Origin of the sequence: Bacillus sp. S71, from assembly GCF_016625265.1 — a bacterium.
Lineage (GTDB): Bacteria > Bacillota > Bacilli > Bacillales > Bacillaceae_G > Bacillus_A > Bacillus_A cereus.
In genome coordinates this window covers 21,090-44,726 of sequence record NZ_JACVUW010000013.1, presented here as the reverse complement: position 1 = coordinate 44,726, position 23,637 = coordinate 21,090, and the positions used below count along the sequence as shown (strand labels likewise).

Here is a 23,637-nt window from a genome sequence, read left to right as displayed (position 1 = left end):
GTTTTCAAACTGCTCCTTTCTTGTTTTCAGGAAAGGGGCAGTTTTTTATTTTGTATAAAAGAAAGGAGAATGAGAGATGGGAGAATCATGGGGAAAAGGAACGATTTGTGTGCAAGGTGGCTATACGCCAAAGAATGGTGAACCACGTGTTTTACCACTTTATCAAAGCACAACGTATAAATACGATACTTCGGATGATTTAGCAGCTCTATTTAACTTAGAGGCAGAAGGATATATTTATACGCGTATTGGAAACCCTACTCTAGCCGCATTTGAGCAGAAGTTATCAGATTTAGAAGGCGGTGTAGGAGCTGTTGCAACGGCTTCTGGGCAAGCAGCTATTATGCTCGCAGTTTTAAATATTTGTAGTAGTGGGGATCATTTACTTTGCTCTTCAACTGTTTACGGGGGAACGTTTAATTTATTTGGGGTGAGTTTACGTAAGCTTGGCATTGATGTTACGTTCTTTAATCCAAATTTAACGGCAGATGAAATTACGGCACTTGCTAACGATAAGACGAAACTTATCTATGCAGAATCATTAGGAAATCCAGCGATGAATGTTTTAAATTTCAAAGAATTTTCAGCTGCCGCTAAAGAATTAGAGGTACCTTTTATCGTTGATAATACATTAGCAACTCCTTATTTATGCCAAGCGTTTGAATATGGGGCAAATATTATTGTTCATTCTACGACTAAATATATCGATGGGCATGCGAGCTCTTTAGGCGGTATTGTAATTGACGGTGGAAATTTTGATTGGACAAATGGAAAATATCCTGAGCTTGTTGAACCAGATCCAAGTTATCACGGTGTAAGTTACGTTCAAAACTTTGGTGCAGCAGCATATATTGTGAAAGCACGTGTTCAACTATTAAGAGATTATGGAAATTGTATGAGCCCATTCAATGCATATATTAGCAATATTGGCTTAGAGACTTTGCATTTACGAATGGAGCGTCATAGCGAAAATGCTCTGGCAGTTGCTAAGTGGCTTGCTAATCATGAACGTATTGAATGGGTGAATTATCCGGGATTAGATAGTAATGAAAATTACTCGTTAGCACAAAAGTATTTGAAAAAAGGTGCTAGTGGGGTTTTAACATTTGGTATTAAAGGGGGATTAGAAGCAGCAAAAGAATTTATCGCAAATGTAAAACTAGCAACTCTTGTAACGCACGTAGCTGATGCACGAACTTGCGTTATACATCCCGCTAGTACGACGCATAGACAATTAAATGCTGAAGATCAGCGTTTAGCTGGTGTTACATCTGATTTAATTCGTTTATCGGTTGGTATAGAAGATGTTTCTGATATTATTGCAGATTTGGAAGCAGCTCTAGTTGGAGGCAAAACACATGCCGATCATAATTGATAAAGATTTACCGGCTCGCAAAGTGTTGCAAAAAGAAAATATTTTTGTAATGACGAAGGAGCGAGCAGAAACACAAGATATACGTGCTTTGAAAATTGCTATATTAAATTTAATGCCAACGAAGCAAGACACAGAAGCACAATTACTTCGCTTAATTGGAAACACACCGTTGCAATTAGATGTTCATTTACTTCATATGGAATCACATCTGTCTCGTAATGTAGCGCAGGACCATTTAACGAGCTTTTATAAAACGTTTCGTGATATTGAAAATGAAAAATTTGATGGGCTCATTATTACAGGAGCACCAGTTGAAACTCTTTCTTTTGAAGAAGTAGATTATTGGGAAGAGCTTAAACGTATTATGGAGTATTCAAAAACGAATGTAACATCTACGCTCCATATTTGCTGGGGGGCACAGGCTGGCTTGTACTATCATTATGGTGTTCCAAAGTATCCCCTTAAGGAAAAAATGTTCGGTGTATTTGAACATGAGGTTTGCGAGCAACATGTGAAATTGTTACAAGGATTTGATGAATTGTTTTTTGCTCCGCATTCTCGTCATACAGAAGTACGAGAGAATGATATTAGAGAAGTGAAAGAATTAACATTGTTAGCAAACTCTGAAGAAGCAGGTGTTCACCTTGTTATTGGGCCAGAAGGAAGGCAAGTTTTTGCCCTTGGACATAGCGAATATAGTTGTGAGACGTTAAAACAAGAATACGAACGAGATCGTGACAAGGGATTAAATATTGATGTGCCAAAAAACTATTTTAAACATAATAATCCAGATGAAAAGCCGCTTGTTAGGTGGAGGAGTCATGGTAATTTATTGTTTTCTAATTGGTTGAATTATTACGTGTATCAAGAAACCCCTTATATATTGTAAAGAAAGATTGTGTAACACGTGGCAACGTTTTCCTTGTAAAGATTAACTTATATTTTTCTGAATGTTCAAAATACATTGTTTTTCAGATTTTTTACTCATATAATTTCATCTAAACACAATTTTTGAGGGGTGGACAGTACTATGAAAGAAATTCAAGTTGGGTTATTAGGTCTTGGGACAGTTGGCAGTGGTGTGGTTCGTATTATTACGGATCATCAAGAACGACTCATACACCAAGTAGGTTGTCCAGTGAAGGTAACGAAAGTATTAGTGCAAAACATTGAGAAAGAGAGAGAGGTAGAGGTACCTTCTACTCTATTAACACAAGATGCAAATGAAATTTTAGATAATCCAAATATTGATGTTGTCATCGAAGTGATGGGTGGCATTGATGATGCAAAATCATATATTTTACAAGCTTTAAAAAGCGGAAAGCATGTTGTAACTGCAAATAAAGACTTAATGGCATTACATGGAGCTGAATTATTAGCGACAGCAAAAGATAATAAGGCTGATTTATTCTATGAGGCGAGTGTGGCAGGAGGAATTCCAATTTTACGCAGTATCGTAGAAGGACTTTCTTCAGATCTTATTACGAAAGTAATGGGAATTGTAAATGGAACGACAAATTTTATTTTGACGAAAATGTCAGACGAAGGGAGAGCATATAACGACGTGTTAAAAGAAGCCCAACAACTTGGATTTGCAGAAGCAGATCCAACATCAGACGTAGAAGGTTTAGATGCAGCAAGAAAAATGACGATTTTAGCTACTCTCGGTTTCTCTACAAATGTAGAACTTGGAGATGTGAAAGTAAAAGGGATTACCTCTATTACAGAGGAAGATATTGAATACAGTAAGAGCTTAGGTTATACAATTAAATTAATCGGTCTTGCAAAACGAGATGGTGAAAAATTGGAGGTTACAGTTGAACCAACTTTACTTCCAAATACACATCCTCTTGCGGCAGTACAAAATGAATATAACGCTGTGTATGTGTACGGTGAAGCAGTTGGAGAAACGATGTTTTATGGACCAGGCGCAGGAAGTTTACCGACAGCGACAGCTGTTGTTTCGGATTTAGTTGCTGTAATGCAAAATATTAGATTAGGGGTAACAGGAAATAGTGCTGTAGTCCCACAATATCAAAAAGTATTAAAAGAGCCAGACGAAATTGTCGTGAAAAAGTTTTTAAGACTTCATGTAAAAGACGAAATTGGTGTATTTGCAAAAATTACTTCATTGTTCTCTGAGCGTGGCGTTAGCTTTGAAAAGATTATTCAAATGCCGCTTGAAGAGAAAGGAAAGGCTGAAATTGTAATTGTAACGCATCGTGCGTCTCTTGCTGATTATGATTATATTCTACATACGTTGCAAGGGTATGAAGAAATCGATTGTTTGAAAGCGAACTATCGAATTGAAGGGGATGCTAAGTAGTATCTCTTACCATAAAACAGAAAGAGCCTATTAAGCAGCTTGCTTAATAGGCTCTTTTCTATTTAAAATCTGCGTACCAACTTGAATAAATGCTTGGATAATCCAGCCTGTTGTAAAGGATAAGATGATTGTTCCAAAATAGATAGGTCCATCTAATAAAAAGCTTAACGTTAAAAATAAAAAGGCTAATGAAATCTCTGTTCTTCTAAACGTCCATTTTTTCTTTTCAGCAACCGTTAAAACGAAAGCTTCTTGAGGCGCCGCGCAAAGGTTTGTAGAGACGTAAAGACCAATTCCAGCTCCAACGAATAGATTTCCACAAATAAGTGTTATATATTTTGGAAGAGAGCGGATAGCGTCCATAATAGTTGTAATGGAACCAATCCAATCAACAAAAAGAGAAATAAGAACCATCGTTACAATTGTACCGATTGTAATTTGTTTTTTATTCCAAAAGAGTACGATAAGTGTAAAGGCAAAGTTAATCATGAAAATCCAAAAACCAATGCTTATCCCAAAATTTTGATATAGTGCAATAAAGAAGGAATCATAAGGACTAAGTCCAAAGGAAGTAATTGTTGTCATCATATTAATACCGATGGCAAGAATGAGTAAACCGCCAATGAAAAATATATATTCTAATTTGAATCGAAGCATAGTTGTATATCCTTTCTAAATGTATTTGCTAGGAAAGGATATATTGTGGAAAGCTTACCAGGTCAAGGGAGAATTTTTGTGAGAAGGGGAAAATGAGATGACAAATATAAGAAAGATTGCTGAACTTGCTGGAGTATCTGTTTCAACTGTTTCACGTGTACTAAATAATCATCCGTACGTAAATGAACAGAAACGAAAAGAAATTTTAGCAATTATAGAAGAATTAAATTACACGCAAAACGTGAATGCAATTCATTTAGTGAAAGGAAAAACGAATGTAATTGGCGTTTTATTGCCACACGTAAATGATCAATATTATAGTGCTATTATCGAGGGGATATCAAAAGAAACAGCAAAGAATAATTATAATATGATGCTTTGCCAGACAAATTATAGCGAAGAAAGAGAACTAGAAATTTTAAATATGTTAAAAATGAAAAAGCTTGATGGGGTTATTATTTGTTCTCGGACAAATAGTAAGGAGAAGCTTGAAGAATATACGAAATTCGGCCCGATTGTTATGTGTGAAGAAATAGATTCGAAGTATATTTCAAGTGTCCATATCGATTACTACAAAGTATTTTCACGTGGGATGAAAAGCTTAATAGATGCCGGTCATACACGTATTGGATATTGTATTGGAAGAAGTAATAGCGTTAATAGCCAAAGACGAAAGAAGGCGTACGAAGATTCGCTTCAACAGAGTATCGTAACATCGTTAGAGACCTGGAAATTTGAGGGATGTTTTACAGTGGAAGATGGACGCAATGTAATTAGAGAATGGGCTCATATGTCAGTAAAACCGACGGCGTTCCTTGTATCTTGTAACCATATTGCAGCGGGGATGGTTACAGAAGCAAAAAAACAAGGAGTTCGTATTCCAGAGGATATTACGATTATCGGGTGTGATGATCAAGAGGTGGCAGATATATTGGGTATAACGACGATTTCGCATTCTAGTAAAAACGTTGGAGTGAAAGCGTTTGAATTATTATATGAAAAGATTAATGAAGAGAAATTAGATGTGAAGCATATAGAGTTATTACCAGAGTTAGTAGATAGAGAAACGACATAATTGAGAAGGTGTGAAAATCGCTTTTCAAAATTTCGTTTGGTATAATTATGGACAATCTATGAGGGCTAAAAGGGGTTTTGATATGAGATCAAAAGTAGTAAAAGTAATTCTACTCATTACAATTGCATCTTTCTGTTTATTTGCATATGGCTTTGTTTCAGGTGTAAATGATGTATTAAATCCGAAAGCTTCAAATTTAATTAAAAAGACCGATGTAGTGGCAAAAGAGAAAAAGAAAACGGGAACGTTACAAATCGTTAGTTTAGGTGATTCATTAACGCGTGGCGTTGGTGATAAAGAAGGAATTGGCTATGTTGGGCGAATGAAAGAGGATTTACAAAAAGATTATAAGCAAAAAATTGCATTAACAAATTTAGCAGTTAGTGGTGCAAAAATGCCCGATTTATTAAAACAAATTGAAAGTAGTGGCGCTCAATATTCAATTAAGCAAGCAGATGTAATCGTGTTAACGATCGGCGGGAATGATTTGTTCCCAGGCTGGGAATCGCTCGGGAAAATAGATTTAGAGACGTATCGTCCTGATACAGAAACGTTTCAAAATGAAGCAAAGAAAATTATAGAAGAAATTCGTAAATTAAATGAAAATAGTCCGATTTTTTGGCTTGGTTTATACAATCCTTTTGAAGATGTAGAAGATTTAAAAGGGTCTTCAAACATTGTTGTGGACTGGAATGCATCTTTAGAGAAGTTAGCGCTAAACGATAAAAATGTGTATATTACACCGACATTTGATTTATTCCAAAACCGCGGGAAAGATTTATTATACTCTGATCATTTTCATCCGAATGAAGTAGGTTATACGTATATGGCAGAACGTTTAGTTCAAAATGTTGTAAGTAAATTAAAACTAGAACAAGGAGGGGTAAAATGACGACGATACTTTCCGTACGATACTTTCCGTACGAGACTTGAAGAAGGTAATTGGAAACAAGACTCTTGTAGAGAATATTTCCTTTGATGTAAAGCAAGGAGAAGTGTTCGGGTTCCTAGGACCAAACGGTGCTGGAAAGACGACTACCATTCGAATGTTAGTCGGATTGATTAAGGCGACAGAAGGTAAGATTTCTATCGGTGGTTATTCGATTAAGGAAAATTTCAGAGAAGCGATGCGTCAAATTGGGAGTATCGTTGAAAACCCAGAGTTGTATACATATTTAACAGGATGGGAAAATTTAAAGCAATTTGCTCGTATGTTAGGTGATATATCAGATGAACGTATTATTGAAATTGCTGAAATGGTTCATTTAGATGAAAGAATTCATGACAAGGTAAAAACGTACTCACTTGGTATGAAACAACGCCTTGGAATTGCACAGGCGCTCCTTGGGAATCCTAAATTGCTTATATTAGATGAGCCAACGAATGGTTTAGATCCAGCAGGGATTAGAGAACTTAGGGAATTTATACATAAGCTTGTGAAAGAAGAAAATATGAGCGTGTTTATTTCAAGTCACTTGCTAAGTGAAGTGCAAATGATATGCGATCGCGTTGCTATTATTCATAAAGGAAAGATGATAACAGTTGCCAAAATTGAAGAATTAATTAAAACAGCAAGTGATCGTGTAGAATGGATTGTTACACCAATTTCTAAGGCGAAAGATATGCTAGAAGCGGCCGAGGAAATAAGAGAAGTGAGTGTAAAAGGCGAGCGATTACTATGCCGCATGGATATTGCATCTATAAGTAGTTGGAATAAAAAATTTGTAGAAAATGAAATAGATGTACATAGCGTTAAGGAGCTTGTATTTACGCTAGAAGATTTATTTATTGAACTCACAAGGGGTGAGCAGCATGCGTGAATTTGCGAATCTAGTTTTAAATGAATCAGAAAAGATTTACCGTAAGAAACGTATTTTTGTTGTCATGCTTATTTTAGCAATCTTGATCCCGCTTTTTGTGTACGCGCAGTATCGTGAAATAGAAACGACACAAAAAAGACTCGGTACAACTGATTGGAAGGTTTCATTGCAACAGCAAATTGTTGATTCTCAGAACCGGTTGAACAATTCTAGGTTGCCAGAAGAATGGCGTGATTGGTTAAAGGTGAGAGTTGAGCAACAACAATATTATTTAGATCATGATATTAACCCGATGGCACCGGGTGCACCGACTTTTGTCAGAGCATTTATTGAACAAGGAATTACATTGTTTATTCCGCTTCTCGTAATGATTGTCGCTATTGATATCGTTTCAGGAGAACGAAGTGATGGGACAATGAAGATGTTACTTACGCGGCCGATTCGGCGCTGGAAAATACTCCTTAGTAAATACGTGACGATGTTATTTTTCATTTCGCTCATACTGTTTCTTGTAGGTTTGTTTGCTTACATATTATCAGGGCTTGTATTTGGATACTCGGGATGGAATTTACCTGTTTTAACAGGATTCGTCATTGATAAGGAAACGTTAAATACGAACTTTGTGCATCTGATTCCGCAGTGGCAATACATCTTAATGGCGTATGGACTAGCCTGGTTTGTTGCTATCGTTGTCGGAACTATATCATTTATGGTCTCTGTTTTAATTCGTAATACACCAGCTGGTATGGGCGTTATGCTAGCTGCATTAATTGCAGGCGGTATCTTAAGCTCGTTCGCAACATCTTGGGAAGGTGCGAAATATATTTTTAGCGTGAATTTATCATTAACGGATTATTTATCAGGAAAATTACCTGCATTACAAGGCTTATCAATGGGATTTTCTTTGATGAATTTAACTGTTTGGGCAGTTGTTTCCCTTATTATTTCGTTCTTAGTATTTACAAAACAGGATATGTTGAATTAATTAGACAGGAAGTGACAGTATGGAAAATGTTTTAAAGAATGATTGGGGACCATTATTGGCACCAGAATTTGAGAAAGAGTATTATCGTACTCTATCCAGTTTTTTGACAGAAGAGTACAGCACGCATGTTGTTTATCCGAAGGTAGAAGATATTTTTAACGCTCTTCAGTATACAAGTTATGAAAATACAAAGGTTGTTATTTTAGGACAAGATCCATATCATGGACCGAATCAAGCGCATGGTTTAAGTTTTTCTGTACAACCTGATGTTAAAACACCACCATCATTGTTAAATATGTATAAAGAACTTCGAGATGAATATGGTTATGAAATCCCGAATAACGGTTATTTAGTAAAATGGGCGGAACAAGGAGTATTACTACTAAATACCGTATTAACAGTTCGTCAAGGCGAAGCAAATTCTCATAAGGGAAAAGGATGGGAGCACTTCACAGATCGTGTGATTGAACTGTTGAACGAACGTGCAAAGCCAGTTGTTTTCATATTGTGGGGGCGCCATGCGCAGGCGAAGAAGAAGTTAATTACGAATCCGAATCATCATATTATCGAATCTGTACATCCAAGCCCATTATCGGCAAGACGTGGTTTCTTTGGTAGTAAGCCATACTCTAAAGTAAATACGATTTTAGCTAATATGGGAGAAAGAGAAATTGATTGGGAAATTCCAAATTTATAAATAGAAAAGGTAGTTAACAGTCGTTAACTACCTTTTTATTATTGTTGTTCGTTCTTTAATTTTGCATCTAGTACAAAAGTACCAAATGGGATAACTGATGAAACAAATGCTCCAAGTGCCCATAAAATTGATTTACGGTGTACGATTGTTACTTGAATTACTGCAAAGATGAATAGAATAAACAGAACACCATGAGCCATGCCTGTAATTTTAACAGCTGTTGCAAATCCTGCGAAATATTTCAATGGCATTGCTACAAATAATAGTAATAGGAAAGAAATACCCTCAACTAGTCCAATTGCTCTTAATCGTCCGATTGGTGTAGATAACATAAAGTAGCCTCCTTTAACGTATGCTTGTATATAGTAAATTTGTATTCTTTTTCAAAATAAAATAGTCTATTTTGTTTCATTATATACAAAAAGAAAGTTTACACTACGAGAATAGTGCAAAGTTCAAAATATAGTCACAAAAGCATGAGAATTTAAATAAAAACCTATTTGAAGTATTTGACTTCAAATAGGTTTTGTGAATGAAAATATTAAACAAGTACATCCGTTTTTAAAACGAATTTCTCTACAACTTTTGCAACACCATCATTCATATTTGTATCTGTTACGTAGTTTGCAATTTCTTTAATATCATCAGGTGCATTGCCCATTGCAACGCCAAGACCAGCAAATTCAATCATTGCTTGGTCGTTATAGCTATCGCCCATTGCGATAACTTCTTCACGCTTAATGCCAAGCTTTTGAATCAGTTTGTTTAAGCTCGTTCCTTTTGTAACACCGGCTTCAGTAAATTCTAAGAAGAATGGTTTCGAACGCATCACGCTTAATTGGCCTTCTAGTTGTTGTTGAAGTTTCTTTTCAACTTCAACAAGGCGTTCAGCTTCTTTATTCATTAATACTTTTACTACAGGCTCTTTAACTGCGGCTTTAAAGTCATCTACTACAACAATTGGCATACCAGTAATATCGCCCTCAATTTCAGTATAAGGATTATTTTCTTCCGTTACGATATCATCGCCCATATAAGTATGAATCCATACATCTTCAGTTTTACTAATTTCAAATAGGTTGTGAACGATTTCAGGAGATAGTGTACTACTAAAGATTTCTTCGTTTGTTTTACAGTTAATAATTTTTGCGCCATTAAAAGATAGAATGAAACTGCCGTATTCTTCTAAGCGAAGTTCTTTGGCTACATTGCGCATACCAAACGTTGGACGTCCAGAAGCAAGTACAACCTTTACCCCTTGCTCTTGTGCAGTCATTAACGCTTCTTTCGTACGAGGTGAAATAGTATGGTCATCACGTAATAAAGTATCATCTAAATCTAAAACAATCATTTTATAAGTCATATAGAAAATTCCTTTCTTTAATTGAAATCAAAATACATGTTCATGAAGATGTTGAGGAATAATAGTAAGACATCAAACCTCTTTGAAAAGAAATAGATAAATCATTATGAGTGTGTTGCTCATAATATCGGTTAATAATCATTGGGGATGGATAAAACCCCAATGATTCAAGTTTGATTTTATCGTAACAACTCTAAAGGTAGAGTGCAATAATGGAAGTTTTCCAATTTACGATATTTGTTTTGCTGTGGAACGAGAAAATAGTATTTCTAGCAAAATGGCCATTACAGATCCAAGAACGAGACCGTTACTTAAAAACGATGCTAGAAATGGTGGAAGTGTGGAATATGCTCCTGCTGGAACAAACATAACTCCGACTCCTGTGAAGATTGAAAGACCGGCTACTTTAAATAATTGTTCTTTATCCTGGACAGTTTCGTATTCTCGAAAGGCGAGGCCAATCATGCTTGCGAATACAGGATAAATAGCGGCATAACCAACTGCAACAGGGATTGCTGCAAAGAATGAAGTAATCTTTGGGAATATACTAACGACAATAATAAAGCTTGATCCTAATATAAAAGGGAGACGTTTATAAATATTAGTCGTTGCAATAAAACCTGCTGATCCAGAAATAGCGACAGGCCCAATAGCTGAAAACAGGCCGCCTAGCAATTGGTTGATTCCTGTTATAATGCCGGCTTGTTTAAAACGATCTGATGCAGCATTTTCTTCATATTTAGAGACAACCTTTTGTACAACGCGAATACTTGCTAACATATTTGTTAGAAGTAAGAGTGTAACAAATATGACCGTAATTACCATGTTCCATTCAACACGAGGCATGCCGAAAACAAATAAGGACGGAAAACGGATTATGTCTGTCACTGGTGTTATTGGATTAGATAATCCGAAGCATGCGAATAATATCCAGCCGCATATGATACTGAAAAGAACGGAATATTGTCCAATAATAGGTAGCTTCATGATGAAAAAGGATAGTAAAATAACAATGAGTGAAAGAATAAATACGTTAGGTTGTACTTCTGTATGTTTTCCATCAAGGCCAAACATTCCCTTTAAGAAGGAGCCACTGAGTTGCGCGACAAGAAGAAATAAATACGTTCCAATGACTGTCGGTGTAAAATAGCGAACGAGTTTATCAATAAGTCCAAAAACGCTAAGAATAATACAAATAATACCGCTTAATAAGAAAGCATATTGAAGAACTTTAAGTGTCTCATTGCTTGATCCAAATAATACGACGCCTAAACTTGCGTAAAGGGAGAAAATTCCCCACCAAAGGCCAGCAGGACCTTCTTGAATAGGAAGTTTATGCCCAAATATAGCTTGCAAGAGACCAGCAAAGCCTAGAACAAATAATGTTCTTTGTACGAATGCAATGGCTTCAGCGCCATCAAGACCATAGCTAGTTGCGACACTAATTGGTACAATAAGGCTTCCAGCTAAAATAAATAGTGCCCATTGTAAGGCGGAAAGAAATGTCTTCATTATATCAACCTCTTTCATAGATTCCGTATCTAGTATATACGTATTTTATTTCCACTGGCAAAGATTGTAGATAGAGAAAAGAGTTGAAACACGGTATGAATGCACGTAAGCAATTATGGATAGCAGTTATATGTATGACTTTTGTTGTAATTCTAGGAACGATAGGATTTATGACAATTGAAGAGATTAGTTTGTTTCAAGCATTTTGGATGACGATGATTACTGTATTGACTGTTGGATACGGAGATGCCGTTCCTGTAACGCAAGCAGGGAAAGTATTTGCGCTCCTTATTATTCCTGTTGGTGTAGGTATTGTTACGTATGCAATTGGGGTAGTGGCAGCTATGATTATTGAAGGGAATTTATTTCATGCAGTACGGAGGAAGAAGATGGATAAACAAATAGCGCAGTTGAAAAATCATATTATAGTATGTGGTTGCGGTAGAGTGGGGCTTCAAGTTGTACATGAATTGCAAGAAAAGAATATTCCATTTGTCGTTGTTGATAAAGATGAAAGTATATTGGAGCAGGAAAAGCTTTTATTTGTACATGGAGATGCAACGGAAGATCAAGTATTACATAATGCCGGAATTTTAAAAGCAGCTGGTTTAGTTGCTATTGTTGCAAATGATGCCGAAAATGTATTTATTACATTAACAGCAAGAGGATTAAACGATACGATTAAAATTGTGGCGAGATCTGAAAAGCCAGAAACTGAAGAGAAATTAAGGCGTGCTGGTGCAAATAAGGTTATTAATCCATCTAGTATGGCAGGTATTCATATAGCAAAAGGTATTGCAAATCCATTAACCGTTCATTATATTGATACAGTGTTGTATGGAGTAGAACAGTCATTTGTCATTGAAGAAATTCTAGTTGGCAAAGATTCAATACTAGTCGGTAAATCGTTACTAGAGAGTAATGTAAGGAATCAGTTTGATGTAACGATATTAGCGATTTCAAGAAATGGGAATATTATACATAATCCAACAGGGCAGGAAAAACTACAAGAACATGATATGATAATAGTATTTGGTTCAGTAGAGAAACTGGGACAATTTGAGAAAGAATTACAAAGTACGAGGTGATAAGGAATGCAAATATCTAGTGACAAGATTTTAAATAAAATGGCGAATGAAATTGCGAAGGCAAAAAGTAGCGAAGGACAAAAGTCAAAAGAACATTTATTAGTTGTGCGTGCTTTATGCGATTTACTATTAGATGAACAGGTTGAATCTTCTACGTATAGGGAGCCGCAAATTCAATCGCAAGTAATTGGATCACAGCCTATAACAACAGTTCAACCAGTTATACCAGTTTCTGGAGAACCTGTGTATATAAAAGAAGAAGGTGCAAATGGTAATTCTTTATTTGATTTTTAAGAATTAAATCGTTTGGCTTATATGAAAAAATTGCTTATGATAAAGGTAAAAAAGGGGAATTAAGATGAAAATTTTCTTTTTACTAGGTTGTATTGCAGCGGGGCTATCTGTTGCGTTAGGGGCCTTTGGAGCACACGGTTTAGAAAATAAAATTTCTGCGAAAATGTTAGAAGTTTGGAAAACAGGCGTTACATATCAGATGTTTCATGCAGGTGGATTATTCGTAGTTGCTTTATTGATGGATAAGGTTCAATCATCACTTTTAACTACTGCTGGTTGGCTAATGGTAGCTGGGATTATTATGTTCTCAGGTAGTTTGTATGCATTAAGTACGACAGGCATTAAGTTCTTTGGCCCAATTACACCTCTTGGTGGTGTAGCGTTTATTGTGGCGTGGATTCTAGTAGGGACTGCAGTTGTAAAAGGATTATAAAAAACAAAAGCTGGCATTTGCCAGCTTTTTTTATGGTCTTGGAGTATAAGTTGCTTGTTGACTAGGTAAATACGTAATTTCTTCTGGAAATTCTACGTAATCTAAGTAGATCATTAATAGTAAATAGCGTTTTCCTGATTGCGGTTCACTAATAACGATATGGTCACGGCCGGCTGCTTCAATAATACCTGTATAAGATTGTGTACCAAGGGAACTGCCACGTTCATAAGTCATTACAACTGTAGCTTGCTTACCTTTGTTTAAACGAAGGATATTTTCAATATAGGATTGCTCTAGAGGTAACATGCCTTGAGAAATTGCATATTGAGCTTGCGCAGCTTGAGCTGTTTGTTGTTGCATTGCTTGCTGTTGTTGTTGAGTCATTTGTTGTGGTTGGACATAAGTTCCAGATGGTTGATAAAAACCTGTTCCATAGTACGGATTTTGTTGCTGTGCCATTCAAAAATCCCTCCTCATTTTCATCTCTTAATATACGCTAGGACAGTCTTCACCAGATGGTTGGAAGAAGCAGTGCTTTTTGAAGCGACCAGAGTTTTGTTGGTTATACCAAGTTGGTGGACAAGGACCTTCAGGTCTAAAGAACCATAAGGCAAAGTTAGCGGGCCAAAAACGTTGTCCTTGAATAGTTCGCCTTGCTAAGGCGATATCTTGTTCACGGGCTCTTTGATAAAAATATCCTTTTTGTGTTGCCTCAAAACCACCAGGATTTTGATACACCATTTGACGTAAATTACGAATACTTTTAAAGTCTAAACAATTTCCGCGGACACGATTTACCCCAACGTTTCCGACCATTAACATTCCTTGTTGCCCTTCTCCTTCGGCTTCAGCACGCATCAGTCTAGCTAACAACTTTACATCTGCTTCGTTATAAGCAATAACACCCATTATGTGTCACCTCTCTTTTTGTAATACCTTTTGGAAAGAGGTTTATTTCTAGATGAAGTGTGGAACAATTACTAGTTCATACGTATGAGAAAAAGGACTCAGATATGACAACCAAACGAAGTTTTACATTGAGAGAGGAAAATAAAAAAAGCTAGCGTGAGCTAGCTTTTCATCATTAAAATACTTTAGACCATAAGTTTGAGAAGAAATCTCCAATAGAGCGCATTGTTAGCACAAACCAATTTGCTTTTTCAACTTCCTCTGTTGTTTTTGCAGTAACTTTCATACTTTTACTACCGTCTAAGAAACCATATTTATCAGTTGATGCTAAAGTAATTGAGCCTACTTTAGCATCTTTCTTAACAGGAGCAACTAAATGTCCATCTTCAGCAAGAGATTTATCTAATTCAGTCCCAATTTTATAAGGATCTTTGCTACCTTTTTTCGCAATTACTGTTATTTCTTTTTCAGGTGCAACCGTTACTTGATCTTCTTTCCCTTTTACTACAGAGATTGTGTTATTTTTATCAACCTTGAGCTTTTGTTTTTTAAAGTTATTAAATCCATATTCGATTAATTCACGAGATTCTGTGAAGCGCTCGTCCATTGATTTCGTTTTAATAATAACCGAGATAAGACGTAAATCACCGCGTTTCGCAGTAATAGTAAATCCATATCCAGCTGTATCAGAACTTCCTGTTTTTAAACCATCAGTACCTTCATAAGCGAAGGCAGCTCCTGGTAACATCCAGTTCCAGTTTTCCATACGAATTGGTTTTGGATGATTGTCTGGGAAGTTTCTAAATCTTTGTTTTGTATCCTCTAGCATTTCTGGATACTTTGTAATCATTACTTTTGAAAGTATACCCATATCGCGAGCTGACATAGAGTTTTCTGCATTTGGATCAGTACCCTCGGGATGTTTCCCTTTTAAGTCAGCGTTATTTAAACCAGTAGCGTTTACAAATTTATATTTCTTTAACCCTAGTTTTTTTGCATGTTCATTTGCAAGATTTAAGAAGTTTTTCTCACTTCCTGCAAGTAGCTCTGCTAAAGCAATACTAGATCCATTTGCAGAGAATATAACAATAGAATGATATAATTCTTTTACAGTATATTGACGTCCTTTCTCAAATGGTACGTTAGAGAATTCATTATTACGTGAGACTTCATAAGCGTAATCGGAAATATTTACTTTCGTATCCCAAGTAATTTTCCCTTCTTTAATTGCTTCTAAAACAGCGTAAACAACAATTAATTTTGACATACTAGCAATAGCTAGCAGTTCGTCTGGGTTTTGTTCATGCAGTATTTTCCCTGTATCTGCATCAAATAGAAGTGCAGCAGCAGCTTCTATTTGTATTTTTTCTTCCGCATGGGATGTTGTTACTCCTAAGGAAGAAATTGACAATAGAAGCGCTAGTAAAATAGACAAGATTTTCTTCATATAAATTATCACCTTCGCATCGTTATTAGCATATAGCTCGTACCATTTTAGCATGAATTTGGATATAGAAAAGTTACAATTTTGTAAGGAATTTGTCGATTTTTGTTCGAATTTGCGGGAAAAAGGAGTTTTTTGAGGAGAAATATAGAGGGAAATAAAAAAAGGAACGAATTTCGTCCCTTTTTCAATATTATATGTGTAAAAATTTCTCTACTTTTTCGTCTGGTAAGATGTTTCCAACGAAGAATGTTCCGAATTCACCATAACGAGCACTTACTTCATCAAATCGCATTTCATATATAAGTTTCTTAAATTGAAGAACATCGTCAGCGAATAATGTTACGCCCCACTCGAAATCATCGAATCCAACAGATCCTGAAATAACTTGGCGTACTTTCCCTGCGTATTGGCGACCAATCTTGCTGTGACTGTACATCATTTTTTTACGCTCTTCCATAGGAAGCATGTACCAGTTGTCATCACCTTGGCGACGCTTATCCATTGGATAGAAGCAAATATGATTTGCTTTCGGTAATTCAGGATATAAGCGAGCTAAAATTTGTGGATTTTGATATGGATCCTCATCAGCTGGAAGGTAGTTGCTTAGTTCAACAACAGATACGTAAGAATATGCAGGAACCATATATTCAGCTAATGTTGTTTTATTCAATTCTGTCTCAATTTCATTTAACTCTTCCATTGTTGGACGTAAAATCATAAGCATAATATCAGCTTTTTGACCAACAACTGTATACATTGCGTGACTACCTTTTTTCGCAGTAGCTACTTCGTTCCATTTTTCAACGACATTTAAAAATTCAGACACTGCTTGTCCGCGTTCGTCGCTAGATAATGTTTTCCATGCAGCCCAATCAATAGAACGTAAATCATGTAAACAATACCAGCCATCTAACGTTGTTGTTGCTTCACTCATTCTATTCACCTCAGTTAATGATAGTTTTACACGTTAACTATAGCATATATAGTTTTAAAATCATCTATATAAAACCTTGGCGCATAAAATTGTCACATTTAAGTGTTTAAGCGAGGTGAATTTAACGGCTGAATTTTATGAAAATATAATCATTTTTATTTTATCTATTTTTTGGGAGCTATAAGTTTAAAATATAGAAGAAAAGCAGTATTCTTAAAGATAGAGTTTTTTAACATATGTAGGAGGGTTTATTCGTGAGCAACTTATTTACAACAGTAAAAGAAAAAGTTCAAGGAAAAGGCATTTCTATCGTACTTCCTGAAGGAACTGATGAAAGAATTTTAGGCGCTGCAGAGCGTTTAGCAAAAGAAGAGTTGGTAAAACCAATCTTAGTTGGTAATAAGGAAGAAATTAGCGCAAAAGCTGCTAGCATGAATTTAACATTAGCAGGCGTTGATATTTACGACCCAGCTACATACGAAGAAATGGATGCAATGGTAGCATCTTTCGTTGAACGCCGTAAAGGTAAAGCAACTGAAGAAGACGCTCGCAAAATCCTTAAAGACGAAAACTACTTCGGTACAATGCTTGTATACATGGGCAAAGCACACGGTTTAGTAAGTGGTGCAGCTCACTCTACAGCTGATACAGTTCGTCCGGCACTTCAAATTATTAAAACAAAACCAGGCGTTACAAAAACTTCTGGCGTATTCATCATGGTACGTGAAGAAGAGAAATATGTATTCGCTGATTGCGCAATTAACATTGCACCAAACAGCCAAGATTTAGCTGAAATCGGTATCGAAAGTGCGAAAACTGCTGAGTTATTCGGCATTGATCCACGCGTTGCTATGTTAAGCTTCTCTACAAAAGGTTCTGCGAAATCTCCAGAAACAGAAAAAGTTGTAGAAGCAACTCGCATTGCAAAAGAAATGGCTCCTGAGTTAACTTTAGATGGAGAATTCCAATTCGATGCTGCATTCGTACCATCTGTAGCTGAGAAAAAAGCTCCAGGTTCTACAATTAAAGGTGATGCTAACGTATTCGTATTCCCAAGCTTAGAAGCTGGTAATATCGGCTACAAAATCGCTCAACGTTTAGGTAACTTCGAAGCAGTAGGACCAATCTTACAAGGTTTAAACATGCCTGTAAATGACCTGTCTCGTGGATGTAACGAAGAAGAAGTGTACAAGTTAGCTTTAATTACAGCAGCTCAAGCACTTTAATTCTAAAATGAATTAGTATGGAAAATGACCACCCTTAGGGTGGTCATTTTTATTTTTCTAAGCCAAGTGCTTTATTATTACGATCAATAATACGTTGTAAATTCGTCTCATATAAAGGAATCTCATCTATTGTTAATTGAGATGGTGTTAACTTTGGAGCGAATTGCTGCAATGTTTTTAAAAGACGCATCATTAAATCTTGTACTGTAATGGTTTCGCCAAGTAATTCTGAGAGTGAGGCCATCGTACTTGGTACAATTTCAGGGTACGTAAAGCGTGTTTCTTTTCCTTGAATTGCTAGGTTGTAGAAATCACGAACGAGTGCGGCACGCTCAGAGCCACTTCCGGTAGCACAGAGATAAATTTGGACAGCGACACCGCCGCGAATACGACGTTGTGAAATACCAGCGAATTTTTGATCGCGAATACTTAAGTCATAACTACCAGGACAGTAAGAGCCAACAATTTCTTTTGCCTCGATAGTAACGTTGTAATCCTTTAACATCTCCTTAATTAAATGCCACATCGTATCGTATCCAAGATCAATATCGATACCTTTTTCTGTTTCTTGGAATAAAAGTGATACGTTTAAAACACCTTCATCAAGCACGACTGCAAGCCCGCCAGAATTACGAACAATAACATTGAAGTTGTGTTGTTTTAAAAAAGAAATCCCTTCTTCTAAATGCGGAAGGCGTGAATCTTGAATGCCAAGGACAATTGTATTGTGATGAACCCAAGAACGCATTGTTGCGGCTGACTTGCCATTTCCAATGCTTGTGCATAATGTGTCATCCATTGCGAATGACTGAAGTGCGTGGAATGTTGGTCCCAAACTAGACTGATCTACAATGCGCCACTCTGGCTGAGATAAAATGGAACGGGAATTGCTCATATAACTAACCCCTTATCTTTAAAATGACAATCTCTATTATAGCAAAAAATGAAGAATGGAGTTTTCTCACATATAAAGGGGGAGCTTAAAGGTGAAATAATAAAAAGGATGCATTACATGCATCCTTTTTATTCTGCAATTTTTTCTAAATTACCGTTTCGGTCCATTCGGAAAGATGTTTGAGAACGTTCTTCGTCATCCATGACTGCCAATTTACGAGCTCGGTTCATAATGTTCATAAGTGTTTCGTAATCTTCTTGTACAGTATGAGATTGCTTTTCTAACTTTTCTAGTTTCTTTTCTAGTTCCTCATTCCGAAGGATTTGTGCTTTAATTTCTTGTTTCAATCTCGTATTCTCGTTTTCAAGAGCTGTCACTTTTATATTTGAAGATCCGACTGTTTGTAAAAAATAAATAACATCTTGCATTGTCATAGAGCTTCTTGCAGCAGGAGCAGTAGATTCTTGATATGGAATAGCTTCTTTATATTGTACGATTGATTCCTCTTGTACTAATTCTTCATAATCAGTTATCGAATCTGAAGCTGGTGGTGTATAAAGTAAACGTTTTTTCGCTTGTTCACCGCTTGCAGCACGCATTTTATCTTTACGATGTTTTTTTGCTAGTTGAAGAGCTTGTTCATAGCTATAGCGAACGACAGCATTCCAGCGGAAACCACAAGCAGCAGATGTACGATTTAACTGATCTCCTACTTCCTCAAATGCATTTAATTGCGTACTTCCTTCTCGAACATGACGAAGTACCGTTTCAGCAAGTAATAAATCATCCTCATCTGTCCAAGCATCTTGTCTTACTTTCATAGATTCAACTCCCTTTCTTTTTATGAACTTCCTATTTTTATAATGGGCAAAAAAATAAACTTTTATACAAAGCTTTTAAAAATATGGTAGATTTCGATGAAAGGTAAAAATTTTCCCATGAATGGTGAGCGCTTCTGTAGGAGAGCATATAAATATGTAGCATTATGTAGAGAATAGGCTTTGTAGGGAAACTTGCAACGAGCTTCAAAGAGCGGTAAAATACCATTTAGTGTTTATTTTTAAACGAACTTGAGAAAAGTTTAAAATAGAGGAAGTGTTATATAATGGGAAACGAATTTCGCGTGTGCGATGACTGTCAGGCAACGAACGTTAAAACGTTAGTTCCGAAGTTAAAAAAAGTAGATTCATGTGCAACGATTGAAGTTGGATGTCAGTCTTACTGTGGTCCTGGTCGTAAAAAATCATTCGCATTTGTAAATAACCGTCCAGTTGCGGCTCCAACAGAAGATGAGTTAATCGTAAAAATTGAAGCAAAGTTAAATAAGTAAGAAAAAGAAGAGTGAAAAGATTACTCTTCTTTTTTTATGCCCATAAGAGGAAAGATTTATTCTGCGAAAGTACTCTTGTGTGGACGAACGTTTTCTAAAGGATGGATATAACTTTTGTATTAAAGTTCCAATTTATATAAATTTATATTTCAAAATAATGGTTGACAGTCTTTTAAAGCGATAGGTAGAATAGAAGTGTCTGATTCTGAGAATCATTATCAGGAAAATAACAATTCACCTAATTTTTTTATTACTATTTGAGAATAAATTTCATTTTAATAAATATATGTTGTTGGTTAGGATGGTTGAGGGATGGAAGCGAGCGCAAGCAGTATAGAACAGCAAGAAGAGAATGTTAAAGAGATTAAGAGCAGACCGCTCATCGCTTCTATTATTTTAGTAGCGGGTACAGTTTTGTTAGCTTTAAGCATGGCAGTTTCTATTTCTTTTGGGGCTGCAGATATTAGTTTAAAGACTGTATGGCAAGCTGTATTTCAGTTTGATGGATCTATTACACATCATAACGTAATTCAAGAGCTTCGCATGCCTAGAGCAATAGGGGGCGTAGTTGCAGGTGCCTTTTTAGCGGTATCAGGAGCAATTATGCAAGGCATGACGCGAAATCCACTTGCTTCACCATCGTTAATGGGAATTACAGATGGGGCTGTATTTGGAATTGCAATTATGTATGCATTTTTCCCTAATTCACCTTATTTAATGTTTGTTATCGCATCTTTTATTGGAGCTGCGTTTGGTGCAAGCATTGTATATGGAATTGGGTCTTCTTCACCAGGTGGATTAACACCTGTGAAATTAGCTTTAGCAGGTGCAGCTATTAGTGCTTTATTAGGGGCAATTTCATCTGGAATCGCATTGTATTTTAATCTTGCCCAAGAGGTGAGCATGTGGAATGCAGGCGGAGTTGCTGGAGTGAAATGGCAAAGTATTAATATGTTAGTGCCAATTGGCCTTGTTTGTCTTTTTATCGCAATTATGATGTCGAGATATATTACAATTTTGAGCTTCGGTGAAGAAATTGCAATTGGACTTGGTCAAAATACGACATTAATTAAATTTATCGGAACAGTACTTGTTCTTGTTTTAACGGGTTCCGCAGTTTCCATGGCAGGATCAGTAGGGTTTGTTGGTCTTGTAATCCCGCATATGACTCGTTTCCTTGTAGGCTCGGACTATAGATGGGTTATTCCATGTTCTGCGGTCTTAGGCGGGCTGTTAATTGAATGTGCAGATATGTTATCTCGCGTTATTAACCCGCCATTTGAAACGCCAATTGGAGCAATTACAGCGCTAATTGGGGTTCCATTCTTCCTCTACTTAGCACGTAATGAAGGGAGAGGAAAGATGTGAGGACGAGTGTCTTAACAAAAAAGAACATTTCTATATTAACGATTTTAGTAGGACTAATCGTTTCTATATTTCTTATTAGTTTAAATACAGGAACTTTTAAAATACCCCCAATGGACGTATTAAAGTCATTGGTTGGACTAGGGGCTGAAGATCAGTCTGTTATTTTATTTGAATTCCGTATGCCGCGTATGGTAATTGCTATACTAGTCGGATCTGCTTTAGCTATGTCAGGTGCGATTTTGCAAGGTTTATCACGAAATCCACTTGCTGATCCAGGTATTATAGGGATTAATGCTGGAGCGGGATTAACAGTTGTTATATTCGTCTACTTCTTCTTCGGGAAAGTAGGGACTGGTACATTTTTATCTGTATTCATTCTTCCATTTTTCGCACTAGTTGGAGCGATATTAGCAGCGGTAATTATTTATTTATTAGCATGGAAAGACGGCGTTTCATCGACTCGATTAATACTAGTCGGTATTGCCGTTGCAGCTGGATTTGGAGCTGTTAGTTTAATTTTCTCTATGAAGATGACATCTAACGATTTTCGTTTTGCTACGATTTGGCTGGCGGGAAGTCTATGGGGTACAGATTGGAAATTCGTATTAAGTGTACTTCCATGGATGGTTATTTTCTTACCGCTTGCTATAAGTAAAGCACACATATTAAATGTAATGAACCTAGGCGATTCTACAGCAGTTGGCCTTGGTGTAAATGTAGAAAAAGAAAGACGTAAATTATTATTTATTGCAGTTTGTTTAGCGGGTGCATCTGTTGCTGTTGCCGGTGGAATTGGCTTTATCGGTTTAATGGCCCCGCATTTAGCAAGGCGCCTTGTTGGTGGCAAACATCAAATCATGTTGCCCACAGCTGCTCTAATAGGAACGTTTTTACTTTTATTCGCGGACGTAATTTCAAGAAGTGTACTAACAACTTCAGAAATACCAGTCGGTCTTGTTATTTCTGTAATTGGTGCACCGTATTTCATTTATTTACTTATGAGGACAAAATAAAGGGAGGCTTTTCGTATGGCAACTTTAGCGGTTGATGCGGTATCTGTTGGCTATAATGAAGGTTTAATTATTGATGGATTAACAGTTGAAATTCCGGAAGGGAAAATTACAACAATTATTGGGCCAAATGGTTGTGGGAAGTCCACATTATTAAAAACGGCGTCTCGTATTTTGAAGGCAAAACAAGGTACTGTTTATCTTGACGGAAAAGCAATTGAGAAACAGCCAACGAAAGAAATTGCAAAGAAAATGGCGATTTTACCACAAACTGCAGAAGTACCAACGGGTCTTACTGTATTTGAGCTTGTGTCATACGGAAGATTCCCTCATCAAAAAGGGTTTGGCACGTTGAAAGAAGAGGATTATCGCTACATTAACTGGGCACTTGAAGTGACAGGAATGAAAGAATTTGCGAATCGTCCAGCAGAAGCGCTATCTGGTGGTCAACGTCAACGTGTTTGGATTGCAATGGCTCTTGCACAAGGAACAGAATTACTTGTATTGGATGAACCAACAACGTACTTAGATATGGCTCATCAATTAGAAGTATTAAACTTATTGAAAAAGTTAAATGAAGAAGAAGGTAGAACGATTGTTATGGTTATCCATGACTTGAACCACGCTTCTCGTTTCTCAGATCATATGATTGCATTAAAAGCAGGTAAGTTAATGAAACAAGGAACGCCAGATGAAGTTATGACAAGTGAAACACTTCGTAACGTATTTGAGATTGAAGCTCAAATCGTTCCATGTCCAGTAAACTGTAAGCCAATTTGCTTAACATATGATTTAGCGATGATTAGTAATCAATTGCGTAAAAAAGCATAAGTAGAACCCCCTCGTGAAGAGGGGGGACTTCTAATGGACGTTGAGCTTCTTATATAAGAATG

Annotated in this window: 26 protein-coding genes; 16 read left to right on the top strand and 10 right to left on the bottom strand. The window is 36.5% G+C overall.

What is annotated here, in order from left to right:
* The first annotated feature begins 76 nt into the window (after positions 1 to 76).
* The 3 genes from IBT51_RS22485 (at position 77) to IBT51_RS22475 (ending at position 3,701) form a co-directional block, all read left to right on the top strand.
* The gene (locus tag IBT51_RS22485; RefSeq protein WP_000504786.1) at positions 77 to 1,375 is read left to right on the top strand and encodes a bifunctional O-acetylhomoserine aminocarboxypropyltransferase/cysteine synthase; all 1,299 of its coding nucleotides are present in this window, start codon (positions 77 to 79) and stop codon (positions 1,373 to 1,375) included.
* Positions 1,359 to 2,264, top strand: coding sequence for a homoserine O-acetyltransferase MetA (gene metA, locus IBT51_RS22480; RefSeq protein ID WP_001121531.1), 906 nt, complete (start codon positions 1,359 to 1,361; stop codon positions 2,262 to 2,264). Before IBT51_RS22485 ends, metA begins: the two co-directional genes overlap by 17 nt.
* A 141-nt stretch (positions 2,265 to 2,405) precedes the next feature.
* Complete coding sequence (locus IBT51_RS22475; protein WP_000659109.1) at positions 2,406 to 3,701, top strand: homoserine dehydrogenase; 1,296 nt, start codon at positions 2,406 to 2,408, stop codon at positions 3,699 to 3,701.
* Between the two features lie 30 nt (positions 3,702 to 3,731).
* On the opposite strand, the gene IBT51_RS22470 is transcribed toward IBT51_RS22475, so the two are convergent.
* Positions 3,732 to 4,358, bottom strand: a complete 627-nt coding sequence (locus IBT51_RS22470; RefSeq protein ID WP_000943411.1) for a YczE/YyaS/YitT family protein — start codon at positions 4,356 to 4,358, stop codon at positions 3,732 to 3,734.
* Positions 4,359 to 4,455: 97 nt separating this feature from the next.
* On the opposite strand from IBT51_RS22470, the gene IBT51_RS22465 reads away from it, so the two are divergent.
* Genes IBT51_RS22465 through IBT51_RS22445 form a run of 5 tightly spaced genes read left to right on the top strand, consistent with a single transcriptional unit; the run spans position 4,456 to position 8,935 of the window.
* Complete coding sequence (locus tag IBT51_RS22465) at positions 4,456 to 5,433, top strand: LacI family DNA-binding transcriptional regulator (protein ID WP_000181979.1); 978 nt, start codon at positions 4,456 to 4,458, stop codon at positions 5,431 to 5,433.
* A 10-nt stretch (positions 5,434 to 5,443) separates the two neighbouring features.
* Positions 5,444 to 6,325, top strand: a complete 882-nt coding sequence (locus IBT51_RS22460) for a GDSL-type esterase/lipase family protein (RefSeq protein ID WP_200458669.1) — start codon at positions 5,444 to 5,446, stop codon at positions 6,323 to 6,325.
* 37 nt (positions 6,326 to 6,362) lie between these two features.
* Entirely contained in the window at positions 6,363 to 7,253 is an 891-nt protein-coding gene (locus IBT51_RS22455; RefSeq protein WP_200458670.1) for an ABC transporter ATP-binding protein, read from the top strand.
* Positions 7,246 to 8,238, top strand: a complete 993-nt coding sequence (locus IBT51_RS22450) for an ABC transporter permease subunit (protein WP_001206475.1) — start codon at positions 7,246 to 7,248, stop codon at positions 8,236 to 8,238. The genes IBT51_RS22455 and IBT51_RS22450 overlap by 8 nt, the downstream gene beginning before the upstream one ends.
* Positions 8,239 to 8,257: 19 nt before the next feature.
* Positions 8,258 to 8,935 (top strand): uracil-DNA glycosylase, encoded by a 678-nt coding sequence (locus IBT51_RS22445; protein WP_000432541.1) that lies wholly within the window; start codon positions 8,258 to 8,260, stop codon positions 8,933 to 8,935.
* Between the two features lie 38 nt (positions 8,936 to 8,973).
* On the opposite strand, the gene IBT51_RS22440 is transcribed toward IBT51_RS22445, so the two are convergent.
* From IBT51_RS22440 to IBT51_RS22430, 3 genes are all read right to left on the bottom strand, one after another.
* Positions 8,974 to 9,267, bottom strand: coding sequence for a DUF3817 domain-containing protein (locus tag IBT51_RS22440; RefSeq protein WP_000953396.1), 294 nt, complete (start codon positions 9,265 to 9,267; stop codon positions 8,974 to 8,976).
* Between the two features lie 209 nt (positions 9,268 to 9,476).
* Positions 9,477 to 10,298 (bottom strand): Cof-type HAD-IIB family hydrolase, encoded by an 822-nt coding sequence (locus IBT51_RS22435; RefSeq protein WP_000221387.1) that lies wholly within the window; start codon positions 10,296 to 10,298, stop codon positions 9,477 to 9,479.
* A gap of 228 nt (positions 10,299 to 10,526) precedes the next feature.
* The gene (locus IBT51_RS22430; RefSeq protein WP_000847031.1) at positions 10,527 to 11,810 is read right to left on the bottom strand and encodes a purine/pyrimidine permease; all 1,284 of its coding nucleotides are present in this window, start codon (positions 11,808 to 11,810) and stop codon (positions 10,527 to 10,529) included.
* Positions 11,811 to 11,905: 95 nt separating this feature from the next.
* On the opposite strand from IBT51_RS22430, the gene IBT51_RS22425 reads away from it, so the two are divergent.
* The 3 genes from IBT51_RS22425 (at position 11,906) to IBT51_RS22415 (ending at position 13,625) form a co-directional block, all read left to right on the top strand.
* A complete protein-coding gene (locus IBT51_RS22425) occupies positions 11,906 to 12,898 on the top strand; it encodes a potassium channel family protein (RefSeq protein ID WP_000993985.1) in 993 nt (330 codons plus the stop codon).
* A gap of 6 nt (positions 12,899 to 12,904) precedes the next feature.
* Entirely contained in the window at positions 12,905 to 13,192 is a 288-nt protein-coding gene (locus IBT51_RS22420) for a YwdI family protein (RefSeq protein WP_001167346.1), read from the top strand.
* Between the two features lie 64 nt (positions 13,193 to 13,256).
* Entirely contained in the window at positions 13,257 to 13,625 is a 369-nt protein-coding gene (locus IBT51_RS22415) for a DUF423 domain-containing protein (RefSeq protein WP_000688315.1), read from the top strand.
* Between the two features lie 30 nt (positions 13,626 to 13,655).
* Here IBT51_RS22415 and gerQ read toward each other — a convergent pair whose 3' ends face one another.
* The 4 genes from gerQ to hemQ all read right to left on the bottom strand — a co-directional run bounded on the left by gerQ (position 13,656) and on the right by hemQ (position 16,915).
* On the bottom strand, positions 13,656 to 14,084 hold the full coding sequence (gene gerQ, locus IBT51_RS22410; protein WP_000068652.1) for a spore coat protein GerQ: 429 nt from the start codon (positions 14,082 to 14,084) through the stop codon (positions 13,656 to 13,658).
* Positions 14,085 to 14,111: 27 nt separating this feature from the next.
* Complete coding sequence (gene cwlJ, locus IBT51_RS22405) at positions 14,112 to 14,534, bottom strand: cell wall hydrolase CwlJ (protein WP_000538155.1); 423 nt, start codon at positions 14,532 to 14,534, stop codon at positions 14,112 to 14,114.
* Between the two features lie 175 nt (positions 14,535 to 14,709).
* Positions 14,710 to 15,981, bottom strand: a complete 1,272-nt coding sequence (locus IBT51_RS22400) for a serine hydrolase (RefSeq protein WP_200458671.1) — start codon at positions 15,979 to 15,981, stop codon at positions 14,710 to 14,712.
* A gap of 190 nt (positions 15,982 to 16,171) precedes the next feature.
* Positions 16,172 to 16,915 carry a hydrogen peroxide-dependent heme synthase gene (hemQ, locus tag IBT51_RS22395; RefSeq protein WP_001287595.1) on the bottom strand — a complete coding sequence of 248 codons (744 nt, stop codon included), beginning with the start codon at positions 16,913 to 16,915 and terminating at the stop codon, positions 16,172 to 16,174.
* A 254-nt stretch (positions 16,916 to 17,169) separates the two neighbouring features.
* Here hemQ and pta point away from each other — a divergent pair, with 254 nt between their 5' ends.
* Entirely contained in the window at positions 17,170 to 18,141 is a 972-nt protein-coding gene (gene pta, locus IBT51_RS22390) for a phosphate acetyltransferase (RefSeq protein WP_000067215.1), read from the top strand.
* 49 nt (positions 18,142 to 18,190) lie between these two features.
* Here pta and lipL read toward each other — a convergent pair whose 3' ends face one another.
* Together lipL and IBT51_RS22380 are read right to left on the bottom strand one after the other, a co-directional pair.
* On the bottom strand, positions 18,191 to 19,036 hold the full coding sequence (lipL, locus tag IBT51_RS22385; RefSeq protein ID WP_000071945.1) for an octanoyl-[GcvH]:protein N-octanoyltransferase: 846 nt from the start codon (positions 19,034 to 19,036) through the stop codon (positions 18,191 to 18,193).
* Between the two features lie 128 nt (positions 19,037 to 19,164).
* Entirely contained in the window at positions 19,165 to 19,857 is a 693-nt protein-coding gene (locus IBT51_RS22380; RefSeq protein ID WP_000868358.1) for an RsfA family transcriptional regulator, read from the bottom strand.
* Positions 19,858 to 20,141: 284 nt separating this feature from the next.
* Between IBT51_RS22380 and IBT51_RS22375 the strand changes: the two genes are divergently transcribed.
* From IBT51_RS22375 to IBT51_RS22360, 4 genes are all read left to right on the top strand, one after another.
* Entirely contained in the window at positions 20,142 to 20,366 is a 225-nt protein-coding gene (locus IBT51_RS22375; protein WP_000526079.1) for a YuzB family protein, read from the top strand.
* 312 nt (positions 20,367 to 20,678) lie between these two features.
* On the top strand, positions 20,679 to 21,734 hold the full coding sequence (locus IBT51_RS22370; protein WP_000388296.1) for a FecCD family ABC transporter permease: 1,056 nt from the start codon (positions 20,679 to 20,681) through the stop codon (positions 21,732 to 21,734).
* Complete coding sequence (locus tag IBT51_RS22365) at positions 21,731 to 22,747, top strand: FecCD family ABC transporter permease (RefSeq protein WP_001260757.1); 1,017 nt, start codon at positions 21,731 to 21,733, stop codon at positions 22,745 to 22,747. Before IBT51_RS22370 ends, IBT51_RS22365 begins: the two co-directional genes overlap by 4 nt.
* 15 nt (positions 22,748 to 22,762) lie before the next feature.
* Positions 22,763 to 23,575, top strand: coding sequence for an ABC transporter ATP-binding protein (locus IBT51_RS22360; protein WP_000212068.1), 813 nt, complete (start codon positions 22,763 to 22,765; stop codon positions 23,573 to 23,575).
* Positions 23,576 to 23,637 lie beyond the last annotated feature (62 nt).